This is a genomic window from Micromonospora costi (genome assembly GCF_003626655.1).
GTDB lineage: Bacteria > Actinomycetota > Actinomycetes > Mycobacteriales > Micromonosporaceae > Micromonospora > Micromonospora costi.
Genome location: NZ_RBAN01000001.1, coordinates 1,863,285 through 1,877,440 on the forward strand (window position 1 = coordinate 1,863,285; position 14,156 = coordinate 1,877,440).

Sequence of the window (14,156 nt, forward strand, 5' to 3'; positions counted from 1 at the left end):
TGGGATGCCCGGATTCCCGTTGCAGCGGAGGTCCAACCGACCGAAAGGAAGCACCATGGCCATCGTCGTCACCGGCGCCACCGGGCACCTCGGCCGCCTCATCGTGGAATCGTTGCTCGACCGGGGCGTACCGGCCGACGGGATCGTGGCGCTCGGCCGGGACACCGGCCGGCTCGCCGACCTCCACGCGCGCGGCGTGACCGTCCGGCAGGCCGACTACAACGACGTCGACTCGCTCCGCGCCGCCTTCGCCGGCGCCGACAAGCTGGTCTACGTGTCCGGCACCGAGCTGGGACGCCGGGTCGAGCAGGCCCGCAACGTGATCACCGCCGCCAGGGAGGCGGGGGTGGGCCTGATCGCGTACACCAGCATCCCCAAGGCCGACACCAGCCGGCTGATCCTCGCGGCCGAGCACCGCGGCACCGAGCAGGAGATCGCCGCTTCCGGCCTGCCGTACGTCTTCCTCCGCAACAGCTGGTACTTCGAGAACTACCTGCCCCAGATCCCCACGTACCTGGAGCACGGCGTCGCGGGCGCGGCCGGTGACGGCCGGGTCAGCGCCGCCGCCCGCGCCGACTACGCCGACGCCGCCGCCGCGGTGGTCACGGGCGAGGGCCACGCCAACCAGGTGTACGAGCTGGGCGGGTCGCCGTTCACGCTGGCCGACCTCGCCGCGGAGCTGTCCCGGCAGACCGGCCGGGACGTCCGCTACACCGACCTGCCGGAGGAGACGTACATCGAGGTCCTGGTCGGCGCCGGCGTCCCGCGGGACTACGCGGCCGTCCTCGCCGACGGCGACCGCGGCATCGCCCGCGGCGAGCTGGACGTCGAGGGTGACGACCTGAAGCGGCTCATCGGCCGCGAGCCGGTCACCCTGGCCGACGCGATCCGCGCCGCGCTCTGAGCACGCGTCGCCGCCCCGCCCGCGCCCCGGGCGGGACGGCGACGTCCGGGGCGCCCGGGCGGGCCGGGTCGCGGAGCGCGGCGGCGTAGCGTGCCGGGGCATGACCGAACCGGACTTCCTGCGTGAGACCCGGGCGTCCTACGACGCCGTCGCCGACCGGATGGCCCGACAGTTCCGCGACGAACTGGCCAGCAAGCCGTGGGACCGGGCGGTGCTCGGGGCGTTCGCCGAGCTGGTGCGGCGGGCCGGGAACGGGCCGGTGGCCGACGTCGGCTGCGGGCCCGGCATGGTCACGGCTCACCTCGCGAGCCTCGGGCTCGACGTGTTCGGCATAGACCTGTCGCCGCAGATGCTGGCGCAGGCGCGACGCGACCATCCGGGGCTGCGGTTCGAGGAGGGTTCGATGACCGCGCTCGACCTGCCCGAGGGCGGCCTCGCGGGCATCACGGCCTGGTACTCGATCATCCACGTGCCGGACGAGCTGCTGGCCGCCACCTTCACCGGCTTCCACCGCGCGCTCGCCCCGGGCGGCCACCTCGCGATGGTCTTCCAGGTCGGTGACGAGCGGGTCGTGCGTACGGAGGCGTTCGGCGAGACCATCTCGCTGACCTTCCGCCGCCGCCGGCCGGACCACGTGGCGGCGCTGCTGACCGCGGCCGGGTTCGAGGTACGCGCGCGACTGCTGCGCGAACCCGAGCCGTACGAGGGCGGAACGGAGAGCACACCGCAGGCGTACCTGCTGGCCCGCCGGCCCGGCACCTGACGGCCCCACGGGTCCACCAGGCCCGACGCCGGTCGACGGGAGGTCGCGGAAGCAACCAGCTACGGCCACCTCCCGTCAACCGGGCGCCGGTAGCGTCCCGTCGCCAGACTCTCGGAACGCACCTCGGGGTGAGCAATGGGCACAGTGGATCGCCGTACCTTCCTCAAGATGGTGGGCGCGCCCGCCGTGGGCGCCGCACTTCCAGCGGACCTCAGCAAGGCGCTGTCCATCCCGGCGAACAACCGGACGGGCTCCATCCAGGATGTGGAGCACGTCATCTTCCTCATGCAGGAGAACCGCTCCTTCGACCACTACTTCGGCACCCTGCGGGGCGTACGCGGGTTCGGCGACCCGCATCCGGCGACGCTGCCGTCCGGCAAGAGCGTGTGGCACCAGCCCGACGGCGCGGGCGAGCTGCTGCCGTTCCGCCCCGAGGTGAAGGACCTCGGCCAGACCTTCCTGCCGGACCCGCCGCACGGCTGGAACGACGGGCACGACGCCTGGAACGGCGGCCGGTTCGACCAGTGGGTGCCCAACAAGGGCGTCACCGCGATGACCTACCACACCCGTCAGGACCTGCCCTACCACTACGCGCTCGCCGACGCGTTCACCGTCTGCGACAACTACCACTGCTCGCTGATCGGCCCGACCGACCCGAACCGCTACCACATGTGGAGCGGCTGGGTCGGCAACGACGGCAAGGGCGGCGGCCCGGTCATCACCAACGCCGAGGCGGGCTACGACTGGTCGACGTACCCGGAGCGGCTGGAGCGCAACGGCATCTCCTGGAGGATCTACCAGGACGTCGGCACCGGCCTGAACGCCGCCGGCTCCTGGGGCTGGACCAGCGACCCCTACATCGGCAACTACGGCGACAACTCGCTGCTCTACTTCCACCAGTACCAGAACGCGCAGCCCGGAACGCCCCTGGCCGACAAGGCGAAGACCGGCACCGAGATCAGGACGCAGGGACGCGACCCCGAGGCGCTGCTCGCCGACTTCCGGGCCGACGTCGAGCACGACCGCCTGCCGCAGGTGTCGTGGATCGTGGCGCCCGAGGCGTACACCGAGCACCCGAACTGGGAGCCCGCCTACGGCTCCTGGTACGTCTCGCAGGTCGTCGACATCCTCGCCTCGAACCCCGAGGTGTGGAGCAAGATGGCCCTGTTCGTGACGTACGACGAGGAGGGTGGCTTCTTCGACCACCTGGTGCCGCCCACGCCGCCGCAGAACCGCGCGCAGGGCCTCTCGACCGTCCCGGTCACCAACGAGATCTTCCCCGGCGACGCGCACAACCAGGCCGGCCCGTACGGCCTCGGCATCCGCGTACCGATGATCGTCGTCTCGCCGTGGACCCGTGGCGGCTGGGTCAACTCGCAGCTCTTCGACCACACCTCGCTCATCCGGTTCCTGGAGGCGCGGTTCGGGAAGGGCCGGCCGGACCTCACCGAATCGAACATCACCCCGTGGCGGCGCGCCGTCGTCGGCGACCTCACCACCGCCTTCGACTTCCGGAACCCGAACCGGTCCCACGAGGTCAAACTGCCGGACACCGAGGACTTCAAGCCCGGGGACCTGGTCCGCCATCCCGACGAGGTGCCGGTCCCGCCGGCCGACCAGCGGCTCCCGAAGCAGGAGCGGGGCGTACGGCCCGCCCGTGCGATCCCCTACACCCTGCACGCCGACGGGCGCGCCGAGGACGACGCGTTCCACATCGACTTCCGCAACGCCGGCGGGGTCGCCGCGGTCTTCCAGGTGCGCGAGGCGGGCAGCGCGGACGCGCCGCGCAGCTACACCGTCGAGCCGGGCCGGCACCTCACCGACAGGTGGGACGCCACCTCCGGCTACGACCTGTCGGTGCACGGGCCCAACGGCTTCTTCCGCCGGTTCACGGGCGCCGAACCGGGCACGCGCTCGACCGACCTCGCCATCACCCCGTCGTACGACGAGCACGGCTACACGCTCGTCCTCGAACTCCGCAACCGTGGCGGCAAGCGGGTCGAGGTGACCGTCCGGGACGCGTACCACTCCCGTCCGGTGACGCTGTCGCTGCGCCCCGGCGAGACCGAGCGGGCCCGCTGGGAGCTGTCCCGCACGCACGGCTGGTACGACCTGACCCTGACCGTCGCGGGCGACTTCCGGTTCACGCACCGCTACGCCGGACACGTCGAGAACGGCAAGGACAGCATCAGCGACCCCGCGCTCGGCGGGCTCGTCTAGCGACACGACGGAGGCCGCCGACCCGGTCGGCGGCCTCCGTCCGCCCACGGTGGACACCCCCCGACGTCACGTCGGCGCTTGCCGATGGCCCCTACCCTGCCGGCATGGCGTACGAGCCGGTCATGGTGCCACCGAAGAACACCGGTACGAGACGGACGGTGCTCATCGTCGTCGGTGTCGTGCTCTCCCTCTGCTGCCTCGGCGGCATCGTCGGCGGCTTCCTGCTCTGGGACCTGGCCCAGGAGGCCAGAGGGCCGGCGCGCGAGAGCGTGGACACCTTCGCCGGGGCGATGGTCGAGCGGGACTTCGCGACGGCCTACGGCCAGGTCTGCGGCCAGCTGCGGGATCGGCAGAGCCAGGCCGACTTCGTCCGCCAGCAGTCCGAGCTGTTCACGGCGACCGACTACGAGATCGTCGGCGTGAACGTCGTCAACCGGAACGGCCAGGTCCGCGGGGAGGCCAACGTGCGTTGGGTCCTATCGAACGGGTCCAGCGGGACCCAGGTGCTCAACCTGGTGAAGGAGGACGGCGACTGGCGGATCTGCACGTGACGGCGTTCCGGGCCGGCCGTCGGCTTGATCCGCTCCATTTCGCCGATGTGGCGGCGTCAGGGCGCTCAACCGCGGGTGACAGCCGCCCGGCCCTTCCGCGAGGCGTCGTCCATGACCTGCTCGATCCCCTTCGGCCGCCCTACCTAGCTGCTTGTCCATCGACCGGTCGGTGCGATCGAGCCCCTCGGCGTCATGGTGCGGTTGTCTGCGGCGAGTCTCGGAAAACAGACTGTTCCTGGTGATCTCCTCGGCCCGGCTCCTGATCGCGGTTCCGCGCTGCGTCATCGTCTCTCCTGGCGCTGGGGCGACTCCCGCCAGAATGGTCGCATCAGCGAGCGCAGCCGGATGGGAATTCGGCCTTTCACGAGGGAACTTCGTGCCTGTTCCAGATCCTGCCTCAACGCGGCATCCGCCAATGGAACGGGAGGAGGCACCTCCCCCTTCAGCGCCCTTTCGACCAACTCGATCCGTTCGGGGTGAAATGCCTCACGTAGAGGGTGGCGAGGAATGTTGATACAGCGCTGGCCAGGCAGAGATTCACAGATTGGGCACTGGATGAACAGCCCACCCGACGGCACCAGTGCGACGCCTTGAGCAAGCGCCGCTCTGCCGATCTTCACAATTGCCCCGTACAAGTCGGAGTCCTGGTATCGAGTAGCAGCAACAGCAACGTCCCGCATCCCTTCCCAGAACCGCTCGTCGGCGTCAGGTTCGTCGATCTCGATCCGCACAACCTCGCCATCCCCGCATTCGGGCGAGCCAAACCGGCTCTTCACAATGCAAAGTCTCCGGGATCGGCGCCGGCTCGATGCTGGCAGCGGCGCGTCTGGGCCATCCCGGCCCGCGATGCCGGCGGGCGTCGGCGATGCTGTGGGCGTGGAGTACGTGTCCAGAGTGCCGCGACCGCCGCTGGACGGGCTGATCGACGACCTCTACTACCTGGAGGGTGCGCCGCCGTACGCCCGGCTGACGCTGCCGCCGGCGCCGTCGGCGTTGCTCATCGTCAACCTCGGGGCGCCGTTCCGCATCCGCGCCGGCACCGACATCGAGACGGTTGAGTACGCCGACGGCTGCGTGGTCACCATGCGCACCCGGGCGTTGGAGTTCGGCTACCCGCTCTGGACCCGGTCCGTCGGCGTGCACGTCAAGCCGTGGGGGCTGGCGCCGTTCCTGCCGATGCCTGCGGCCGAGCTGTGCGACCGGCCGGTGACGATAGAGCAGGTTTGGGGCCGGCCCGCCATTGCTGAGCTGCGAGACCGACTGGCCACGGCGGACGGACCGCACGAGATGCTGGCGCTGCTCGAGGAGGAGCTGATGCGACGGCTGTGCGAGACCGCCGGCCTGGGGCTGGTCCGCCATACGAGCAGCGTCATCGCGGCGACCAGCGGGGCGGTGGCGATCGGCGACCTGAGGGTTTCGGCCGGTGTCAGCAGCACTCATCTGGCACAGCGGTTCAAGGAGCTCATCGGCGTCACACCGAAGCGGCTGGCCCGCACCTACCGCTTCACCGCCACCGTGTTCTCGATCGATCCCGCCGGACCGATCGACTGGGGCGACCTCGCCGGTCGTGCAGGCTACTTCGACCAGGCCCACTTCGGTCACGAGTTCCGGGCGTTCACCGGGCTCACGCCGACCCGGTACGTCGAAGTCCGGCAGCGGTTCCTGCGCGAACATCCCGGCCACGTGCTGGACGGCTGGCCGCTGCCGGCCGATTGATTTCTTACAAGAGCGACAGCTCACGACACGCTAATTTCGTGGCACCCGAAGCAGAGGAGAGCCCCGTGGGCAAGGTGGTCGTGTACAGCTCGGTGTCGGTGGACGGCTTCGTCGCGGACGAGAATGACCAGCCCGGACCGCTGTTCGACTGGTTGTCCAACGGTGACGTCCCGCTGGACGAGAGCGGCGAGCTGAAGGTGTCGCAGACGTCCTACGACTACACCCGGGCGTACTGGGACCAGATCGGGGCGACAATCGTCGGCCGCCACGTCTTCGACATGACGGACGGCTGGGACGGGAAGCCTCCGGGCGGGATCGACCACGTGGTCGTCGTGACGCACCGGCCGGCGCCCGAGGGCTGGGACCCCGAGGCGCCGTTTCACTTCGTCGACGGCGTCGAGGCAGCCGTGGCCAAGGCCCAGGAGCTTGCGGGTGACCGCGTGGTCGAGGTCGCCGCTGGCGACGTCGGTGGCCAGGTGCTTGCCGCGGGCCTGGTCGACGAGGTGCGCATGGACGTCGTACCCGTCGTGTTCGGGTCCGGCAAGCGCTACTTCGGGTCGGTCGACGCGCAGCACCTGTTGGAGGATCCTGACGTGGTGATTCAGGGCAACCGGGTGCTTCACCTGCGCTATCGGGTGCGCCGTTGACCGATCTGAGCGGGCAAGCGAAGAAGTCCACTGCGAACGGTGACACCGATGCCCCAGGCGGCCTCGACCCCGGCCACAGAGCTAACGCTGCTTGATCTTCACAACGGTCATGATCACCGCGAGCGCCAGGAACAGCACCGCCGACCCAGCTACCAAGGGATTGACGAAACCGGGCACCAGATCGGGGCCGCACGTGGTGTCGTGCAGCGGCCACATGCTGTGCGATCCGCCAGCCGGGCCACCATGGCGGTAGTCGTAGCCCTCCGGCCGTCTCAGCGCGCACCGATCGTCAGCGTCGGTGATCAAGCCAAAGGTCGTCGCCGCCAGCCCATGACCGTAGGCGGCGATACCCGTCAAGGCCGCCGCGACCGTCAGCAACCAGCCCGCCCGCGTCAGTGCCCCTGATCTGTCCCGCATGACCTGGTCGCCTCTGAGGGCGAGCGCGGCAAGTACGACGAGCACAGCGGCACCGGCCGCTACCAGCGGCCAGGCCAGCGCCAGCAGCACAAGCGCAATGAAGACGAAAGCCATCGACTGCAACGTACACTCGGGGCGGTTGTCCCCGGCCTCGTCACCCCGCCTGAGTCCCCGAGACGGTTTCGGTCGAGCCCGCTCGGCACTGAGGCCGTTCTCCTCGACGGGCGGTCGTAGACCGTGTGATCTGCTGCCAACGGCAGGATTCGAACCTGCGACATCGGTTGAGGAAGTGTGGACACGGGCGGAAGTCGTTCGGCAGGCAGTGACCTGGCTTGACCTGCGCCGCCACGCCGGCTGCCACGTCCAGGCGCTGACCGCCGTTGGCCGCCGTCGCCCGTACCGACGCGCACGCAACGGGCACGGCGACCGAGGGATTATGAGATCAAACTGCCCGCCCCGCCGACCTAGGCACATGGCGTTCTAGCAGCGGAGACACCTCTCGACATCTCACACCGCTCCCCCGCCGTCCGTCGACCTCTTGCGGACTGGATGCGGACCGCTCACCTCGGGCTCGTGGCGCGCGTGGCGGGGGGCGGGTCGCGGTGTCCGATATTCAGTCCCGGGATCGCTCCGGGGACCTACCAGTGCCCGCCCCCCGTAGCCGCGCTGTCCCACATGGGGTTGCTCTGACCGGCCAACTGCGGCGCACCGTAGTAGGCGGGTACGAGGTCGCGCCCCGGTCCCTCATCGCCGTCGACATGGTCACGGTGATCGGGTGATCCGAGGCCAAGCTGTCAGCTTGGGAATCTCACAAGAACGCCTCGGAGGGACCCGTCACGACTGTTCGCCGCGCGATCAGTTGGCCTGGTTTGGCCTCTGGTGACACCATCTTGCGGCCCGTGGAGGCCCGGCCGGTCCTCTGATCCGGGGCCTCGTCGGCGCTGTCCAGCTCCGTGCGGCACGGCGTCGGCGACGCCTGATCGTAGCGCCTCAAGGTGTCAGTGCCTCGTGTCAGACTCTCGGCCATGAGTGATCTTCGGTTGACACGCCATAGCGATGAATCCAGCGACCGTGCCGGGGCAACCGCGGACCATCAGCGCGAGGGTGTCCCTGAGCGGGCGCCCGACGTAGCAGGTGCGCAGATCAACCTGTTCTGCGAAGACGTCGAGCGCTGTGCGAGCTTCTTCGAGGAGCTCGGGATGCCGCGGGTGTTCGTATCGCCCGACCCCGCCGCTCCAGAGAAGATCGAGGTCGATGCCGCTGGCGTCCGGATCGGATTCGACTCGGTCCAGGCGGCGAACCGCATCGCGGGTCTCGGGGTCGCCGCTGGCGGTGCGCGTTCCGCCGAGGTGGCGCTGTGGGTACGCGACGTCGATGCCCTCTACGAGCGTGCGCTTCGTGCCGGCGGTAGCTCGGTTCGTGCGCCTATGGATGCTCCGGACGGTCGGTTGCGGTATGCCTGGGTTCTCGACCCAGAGGGGCACCAGATCAGGCTCCTGCAGAAGCGCCACGGCTGACGTTTGACGAACGCCGAAGCGGAGACGTCCTGACGTCCTGAAACCCGCCCTGACCTTGGCGCGAAACTCACCACGAGCGTCCCCGCTCCTGCGGCCACACGGCGGGCCTCAGAGCCATCTCCGCTGCTGCCGTTCAGCGGCTTGGCCGGCCGGCCCGGCCGATGCCGGCGCCTGCGTCGCCAGCAGGCCGGGGCCGGGCCGGCGCGGCCCGCTAGCGGGCCGCCTTGATCACTCTGCGCCTCGTACGTTCGCCGCTCGTCGGGAGGCGGATCAGTTCCTCGCGATGGTGGAGGCCGACATTGCTCGTGATCGGTGGGTGTTGCCGGATGCCCGGCGGATGACGGTCGGTGAGTGGACGGAGCAGTGGTTCGGTTCGGCAAACCGGTCGTGGAAGCCGAAGACCCGGCACACTTACCGTTCCGTCCTTGACCGGATCGTCCTGCCGGGCCTTCGGTGCCATGGCGCTGACCTCGTTGCGTCCGATCATGGTGGCTCGGTGAGCCGGTGACTTGTCCGACCGGCTCAGTGCCTTCCAGGTGCGGCAGGCTTATCGACTGTTGGCGCAGATCATGCGGGCGGCCGTCGACAACGAGATCATCGGGTCGAGCCCGTGCCGTTCGGTGCGGCTTCCTCGGGTGCCGGAGTCGGATCCGGCCATTCTGACCGTCGCCCAGGTCGACAAGCTCGCCGCCGTGTGCGACGTGCCGGATCGGGTGCTGGTGCTGCTGCTCGCCTACAGCGGGTTGCGGATCGGTGAAGCGCTCGCGCTGCGCCGCCGTCACATCGACATCCGCTCGGGTCGGGTGGCCGTCGCCCAAGCGGTGGCGTAGGTGCCCGGCGGCCCGGTCATCGACACCCCGAAGAACCACCAGCGGCGGGAGCTGGCCGTACCGGCGTTCGTCGTGCAACTGCTCGTCCACAAGCTCGGCACGGTGGCGCCGAGCTGGGTCGCGGACTCACATGGCGTCCTGGTGGCGGCTCGGCCACGCCAACGCCAGCGTGACGATCCGCCACTAGCCCGCGCCGTGGATGGCCGGGACGCTGAGGTCGCTCAGCACCTGGATGCGAGCAGGGCCAAGGAAGCGAGGCGATCGGGCGGCACGCAGCGGGCACGGAAGCCCCGGAAGGCGGAAAAGTGATCGTTGATCAAGGGTGTGACCTGGTGCCCCCGGCAGGATTCGAACCTGCGACACACGGTTTAGGAAACCGATGCTCTATCCCCTGAGCTACGAGGGCGCGAGGGCCTAGTCTAGCGACCTGGGGGTTCACCTGAGGTGGCAGGGAGTGGCCCACGTTCACCCACGTTCCCCGCATCGCCGTCCTCCCAGCACAGGAGCACCTACCTGCGCCTCGGCAACAACCCGATCCGCCTCCCACCACCGCTGGACCGTCTCATCGACGGCTTCGTCCACCACCGGGTCGGACACACCGCCGTGGCCTGCACCCAGGCAGCCCATGGCTGTTCCCCGGCGGGGCACCCGGCCGTCCGCTCAGCGGGCCACAACTCGCCGCACGACTACGGCGCCTCGGCATCCCAGCCCGGCTGGCCGCAACAGCGCCCTCATCGACCTCGCCGCCCAGCTACCCGCCGCCGTCCTCAGCCAACTCCTGGCCTGCACCTGCAAACCGCAACAGCGTGGACCGTCGAAGCCGGCAACGCCCGGCTTCGATACACCGCCGCACTCGCCGCCCAACGCCGCAGCAGCGGCAGCGGCAGCGGCAGCGGCAGCGGCAGCGGCAGCGGCAGCATGGCGTTGGTCACGGTGATCACCCCGAACGACCCGAGTTGGACCAATCCGGTCAGATGGCCAACCCGGCACCCCCGGACACGACGATCTCCTGCCCGGTGATGTAAACGGCATCGTCCGAAGCCAGAAAAGCGACCGTCCCCGCGATGTCTTCTGGCGTCGCGAGGCGGCCGAACGGATTGTGCTCGGCCATCGCCGTCATCGTCCCCGCGACGTCATCGGTTGCCGTCCGGATCGAGGCTCTCGTCATCGGAGTGTCGGTCATTCCGGGGCTGACCGCGTTGATACGAATCCGGCGCGGTGCGAGCTCGAGCGCAAGTGTCGGGATCATGGCCAGCATCGCGCCGTGTGACCCGGCCGCGACGCTGCTGCCGGTGAGGCTGCGCGTTGCTCCGATACCGACGGTCACGATGACCGAAGCGCCGTCGGACAGCAGCGGCAAGGCCTTGACCAGGGTGAAGAACACCCCCTTCGTGTTGACGGCGAACACTTCGTCGTAGCCCGATTCGTCCCAATCCTCCAGCGTCATCGGACGGTTGACGCCGGCGTTCAGGAACAGCGTGGTCAGACTTCCGAACTGTCCTCCGACTTCGGACATGACGTTGTCGATGTCCGACAGCGACCGCGCGTCGGATTGCAAAACCAGGACATCGCTGGGCAATTCTTGCCGTGCGCGAGCCACACTCTCCTCGCGTTGTCCGGTGACGGCAACGCGGTAGCCGCGATCGTGCAGAGTCCGCGCGGTCGCCTTTCCGATTCCGCTGGTGCCGCCCGTAATCAGGGCCGTACGTTCCGACATCGCACTCACTTCATCGTCGTTATTGTCTGGACTGGGCGGACCAATTGCAACTTCGCCGCCAGCATGGTGTGCTGGCTGATCTCTCCAGGGTTGAGACTCCTACTGGACTATACCGTCCAGGTTTGGCCAACTCCGCGGCGCCGACCTGCACCTCGACGCGCCCTCGCGCACCGGCACCGAGAACCTCATCATCGCCGCCGCGCTGACTCCCGGCCGCACTGTCATCGAGAACGCCGCCCTCGAACCCGAAGCCCTCGACGTGGTCACCATGCTCCCCGTCACGGGAGCGAAGATCCACGGCGCCGGAAGCTGGACGCCGCGGAGGTGGCCTTCGTCCTGCTGACCAGCGACCCCTTCCCGTCGCTGACAGCGGCGACTGCTTCCGTCACATCGACATGTGTGTCGATCGGCCCCGCCAGCTCTCCCGCCTCGACGGGGAGGCGGGTTACGGTCAGCGCGTGGCGTTGCTGGTCGTGGTGGCGGCTCTGGTCGTCGGCGGGGTGCAGGCCGCCGGCGGCGATGTGTCCGTCGCGGGCCGGCTCTCCGGTGCGGCGATCCTCCTCGCCGCGACCGCCGCCCTGCACTGGCGCCGTCGCCGACCGGTCGTGGTGCTGGCGGTCACGGCTGCCGCCGCGGTCGGCTACTACCTGCTCGGATATCCGTTGGGTCCGGAGCCGGTGCCCTTCGTCGTGGCGCTCTACGCGACGGGGGAGGCCGGCCGGCGGTCGATCGCGGTTTCGGCGGTCCCGATCGCGGTCGGGCTGGTGCTGGTCGCCGACATCGCGGCCGGCCGGCCACCGGAGGGCGAGGACCTGGTGGCGGTCACGGCCGTCCTGGTCGCCGCGGTCGGGTTCGGCGAGCTTGCCCGGTCCCGCCGGGAGCAGCGGTACGCGCACGCCGAGCGCGCCGCCGCCCAGGAGCGCCTGCGGATCGCCCGGGACCTGCACGACACACTGGCGCATCAGCTCACCGCGATCAGCGTCCAGGCGGGTGCCGCGCTCCGTAAGCGTGACAGCCGGCCGGAGCTGGCGTACCCGGCGCTGGAGACGGTCCGCGAGGTGGCCGGGGACGCCCTGCGTGAGGTCAGATCGGTGCTGGGCGTTGTCCGCGCCGATCCCGCTGGCGCGTCGAACGCGCGCGAGGCGGTGCCGGCGCTGGGGGCGCGGGCGGGGCTCGCGGTGACGATGACCGTGTCCGGCGAGGCCGTTGCGCTGCCACCCGACGTCGACGCCGCGACCTACCGGATCGCGCAGGAGGCGCTCACCAACGTCCGCCGGCACGCCGGCGTCAGCGAGGCGGAGGTCCGGCTCGCGTACCTGCCACGTCACGTCGAGATCGAGGTGCTCGACAGGGGCCGCGAACCTGCGGGCGGCGCCGGTCGGGCCCAGGACGGCCACGGCATCGCCGGGATGCGGGAACGCGTGACGGCGCTCGGCGGGCGGTTCAGCGCGGGTCCCCGTCCCGGTGGCGGGTTCCGGGTGTGGGCGGTTCTTCCCCGATGATGGTCCAGTGATCACCGTCCTCGTCGCCGACGATCACGAACTGGTCCGGTCCGGGCTGCGGGTGATCCTGGACGAGCCGGACCTGACCGTGGTGGCCGAGGCCGCGACCGGCACCGAGGCCGTGCGGCTGACCCGCGAGCATCGGCCCGACCTCGTGCTGATGGACATCCGGATGCCCGAGCTGGACGGGCTGGAGGCGACCCGCCGGATCCACACCGACCCGGTTACCGCCGGGGTCCGCGTGGTCGTGCTGACCACGTACGACCTGGACGAGTACGTGTTCCGCGCGCTGCGCCTCGGGGCCAGCGGCTTCGCGTTGAAGGACTTCGACCCGGGCCAGCTCGTCGACGGCCTGCGGGCCGTCGCGCGGGGCGACGGCATGCTGGCGCCCGCCGTCACGCGTCGCCTCATCGCCGTCTTCGCCCGGTCCCCGTCCCCGGACACCGGGCGTCTCGATCCGGAGCGGCTGACGGCGCGGGAGCGGGAGGTGCTCGATCTGGTCGTCGCGGGCCGCGACAACGCCGAGATCGCCGACGCGTTGCGGATCAGCCCAGCCACGGCCCGGACACACGTCAGCCGGCTGCTGGCCAAGGTCGGCGCCCGGGATCGCGCCAACCTCGTGATCATGGCGTACGAGTCGGGGCTCGTGGTGCCGGGAACCCCGTGACTCCTCCGGGTGCGGGCGCAACATCTGCGTACGCCGGAATCCCGCCTACGGCGGATCCGGCGCGCCCCGCACCCGCACAGGATCGGGTCATGACCGTTGCCTTCCGCACCGCGCTCGTCCTGGGCCCCGCAGGTTCCGCGCTCGCGACGTACTTCTGGACCGACGGACGCTACGGCGCCACCGGCGGCACCATCCTCGTGCTCGCCATGGTGGTGTGGGCGTACGGGCTCGTCGGCCTGCTCGACGAGGTGCGCCCGCGCACGCCGCGGTACGTCGCGGTCGCGCTGCCGGTGTTCCTGTACGGCGTGATGGGCGGCGCGGCGTTCGGGTTCCAGGGCGTCTTCGAGGACATCTTCGCGCAGTCGACCGACGCGTCCCTCGACGCGCTCGCCGCGCACCCGTTCGCCGCGAACCTGCTGCTGTGGCTGCCCGGCCCGGTGATGCCGCTCAGCCTGTTCGTGCTCGGCGTGGTGCTCGCCCGCGTCCGCTTCGTGCCACTGTGGACGGCGGCCCTGCTGTGCGCGGGAGCTGTCGCGTTCCCGCTCAGCCGCGTCCCCCGGATCGACCTGGTCGCCTACCTGGCCGACGCGCTACTCGTCGTGGCGTTCGCGGCCATCGCCTGGCGGCCGTCGGCCCGCGCGACGCGGCAGCCGCACGAGGCGTCGGGACCGCACCAGCCGCCGATTCACGGGGCCGTGCGCTAGC

The 14,156-nt window shown here is 70.3% G+C and carries 15 protein-coding genes and 1 tRNA gene; 12 read left to right on the forward strand and 4 right to left on the reverse strand.

Annotated features, from left to right (window positions below):
* The first annotated feature begins 55 nt into the window (after positions 1-55).
* The 4 genes from D7193_RS08465 (at position 56) to D7193_RS08480 (ending at position 4,438) form a co-directional block, all read left to right on the forward strand.
* Positions 56-904, forward strand: a complete 849-nt coding sequence (locus D7193_RS08465) for an SDR family oxidoreductase (RefSeq protein WP_120778717.1) — start codon at positions 56-58, stop codon at positions 902-904.
* Positions 905-1,004: 100 nt separating this feature from the next.
* Positions 1,005-1,667 (forward strand): class I SAM-dependent DNA methyltransferase, encoded by a 663-nt coding sequence (locus D7193_RS08470; protein WP_120778718.1) that lies wholly within the window; start codon positions 1,005-1,007, stop codon positions 1,665-1,667.
* A gap of 135 nt (positions 1,668-1,802) precedes the next feature.
* Positions 1,803-3,887 (forward strand): phosphocholine-specific phospholipase C, encoded by a 2,085-nt coding sequence (locus D7193_RS08475; RefSeq protein ID WP_120778719.1) that lies wholly within the window; start codon positions 1,803-1,805, stop codon positions 3,885-3,887.
* Positions 3,888-3,991: 104 nt separating this feature from the next.
* Positions 3,992-4,438, forward strand: a complete 447-nt coding sequence (locus D7193_RS08480; RefSeq protein WP_120778720.1) for an Rv0361 family membrane protein — start codon at positions 3,992-3,994, stop codon at positions 4,436-4,438.
* A gap of 281 nt (positions 4,439-4,719) precedes the next feature.
* Here the strand turns inward: D7193_RS08480 and D7193_RS33180 are convergent, their stop codons facing one another.
* Positions 4,720-5,169 (reverse strand): zinc finger domain-containing protein, encoded by a 450-nt coding sequence (locus D7193_RS33180; protein ID WP_147434339.1) that lies wholly within the window; start codon positions 5,167-5,169, stop codon positions 4,720-4,722.
* 145 nt (positions 5,170-5,314) lie between these two features.
* Here D7193_RS33180 and D7193_RS08485 point away from each other — a divergent pair, with 145 nt between their 5' ends.
* The gene (locus D7193_RS08485; protein WP_241562851.1) at positions 5,315-6,154 is read left to right on the forward strand and encodes a helix-turn-helix domain-containing protein; all 840 of its coding nucleotides are present in this window, start codon (positions 5,315-5,317) and stop codon (positions 6,152-6,154) included.
* Between the two features lie 65 nt (positions 6,155-6,219).
* Entirely contained in the window at positions 6,220-6,801 is a 582-nt protein-coding gene (locus D7193_RS08490) for a dihydrofolate reductase family protein (protein ID WP_120778722.1), read from the forward strand.
* Positions 6,802-6,882: 81 nt separating this feature from the next.
* Here the strand turns inward: D7193_RS08490 and D7193_RS08495 are convergent, their stop codons facing one another.
* Positions 6,883-7,332: a hypothetical protein gene (locus D7193_RS08495; protein WP_147434340.1), complete on the reverse strand. Its 450-nt coding sequence runs from the start codon at positions 7,330-7,332 to the stop codon at positions 6,883-6,885.
* A 911-nt stretch (positions 7,333-8,243) separates the two neighbouring features.
* On the opposite strand from D7193_RS08495, the gene D7193_RS08500 reads away from it, so the two are divergent.
* Together D7193_RS08500 and D7193_RS08505 are read left to right on the forward strand one after the other, a co-directional pair.
* Entirely contained in the window at positions 8,244-8,735 is a 492-nt protein-coding gene (locus tag D7193_RS08500; RefSeq protein WP_120778724.1) for a VOC family protein, read from the forward strand.
* A 509-nt stretch (positions 8,736-9,244) separates the two neighbouring features.
* Positions 9,245-9,565, forward strand: a complete 321-nt coding sequence (locus tag D7193_RS08505) for a tyrosine-type recombinase/integrase (RefSeq protein ID WP_147434341.1) — start codon at positions 9,245-9,247, stop codon at positions 9,563-9,565.
* 330 nt (positions 9,566-9,895) lie between these two features.
* Here the strand turns inward: D7193_RS08505 and D7193_RS08515 are convergent.
* Positions 9,896-9,971: transfer RNA gene (locus tag D7193_RS08515), tRNA-Arg, on the reverse strand.
* A 564-nt stretch (positions 9,972-10,535) separates the two neighbouring features.
* The gene (locus tag D7193_RS08520) at positions 10,536-11,282 is read right to left on the reverse strand and encodes an SDR family oxidoreductase (RefSeq protein WP_120779357.1); all 747 of its coding nucleotides are present in this window, start codon (positions 11,280-11,282) and stop codon (positions 10,536-10,538) included.
* 109 nt (positions 11,283-11,391) lie between these two features.
* Here D7193_RS08520 and D7193_RS08525 point away from each other — a divergent pair, with 109 nt between their 5' ends.
* The 4 genes from D7193_RS08525 (at position 11,392) to D7193_RS08540 (ending at position 14,155) form a co-directional block, all read left to right on the forward strand.
* Positions 11,392-11,625 (forward strand): hypothetical protein, encoded by a 234-nt coding sequence (locus tag D7193_RS08525; RefSeq protein WP_120778727.1) that lies wholly within the window; start codon positions 11,392-11,394, stop codon positions 11,623-11,625.
* Positions 11,626-11,740: 115 nt separating this feature from the next.
* On the forward strand, positions 11,741-12,784 hold the full coding sequence (locus D7193_RS08530) for a sensor histidine kinase (protein ID WP_120778728.1): 1,044 nt from the start codon (positions 11,741-11,743) through the stop codon (positions 12,782-12,784).
* Positions 12,785-12,791: 7 nt separating this feature from the next.
* A complete protein-coding gene (locus D7193_RS08535; protein ID WP_120778729.1) occupies positions 12,792-13,451 on the forward strand; it encodes a response regulator in 660 nt (219 codons plus the stop codon).
* An 89-nt stretch (positions 13,452-13,540) separates the two neighbouring features.
* A complete protein-coding gene (locus D7193_RS08540) occupies positions 13,541-14,155 on the forward strand; it encodes a hypothetical protein (protein ID WP_120778730.1) in 615 nt (204 codons plus the stop codon).
* The last annotated feature ends 1 nt before the right edge of the window (position 14,156 follow it).

What these genes read in the sequence shown, in the direction of transcription:
- D7193_RS08465 (WP_120778717.1), top strand. Translation starts at nt 56, where the DNA reads ATGGCCATCGTCGTCACCGGCGCCACCGGGCACCTCGGCCGCCTCATC.
- D7193_RS08470 (WP_120778718.1), top strand. Translation starts at nt 1,005, where the DNA reads ATGACCGAACCGGACTTCCTGCGTGAGACCCGGGCGTCCTACGACGCC.
- D7193_RS08475 (WP_120778719.1), top strand. Translation starts at nt 1,803, where the DNA reads ATGGGCACAGTGGATCGCCGTACCTTCCTCAAGATGGTGGGCGCGCCC.
- D7193_RS08480 (WP_120778720.1), top strand. Translation starts at nt 3,992, where the DNA reads ATGGCGTACGAGCCGGTCATGGTGCCACCGAAGAACACCGGTACGAGA.
- D7193_RS08495 (WP_147434340.1), bottom strand. Translation starts at nt 7,332, where the DNA reads ATGGCTTTCGTCTTCATTGCGCTTGTGCTGCTGGCGCTGGCCTGGCCG.
- D7193_RS08500 (WP_120778724.1), top strand. Translation starts at nt 8,244, where the DNA reads ATGAGTGATCTTCGGTTGACACGCCATAGCGATGAATCCAGCGACCGT.
- D7193_RS08520 (WP_120779357.1), bottom strand. Translation starts at nt 11,282, where the DNA reads ATGTCGGAACGTACGGCCCTGATTACGGGCGGCACCAGCGGAATCGGA.
- D7193_RS08540 (WP_120778730.1), top strand. Translation starts at nt 13,541, where the DNA reads ATGACCGTTGCCTTCCGCACCGCGCTCGTCCTGGGCCCCGCAGGTTCC.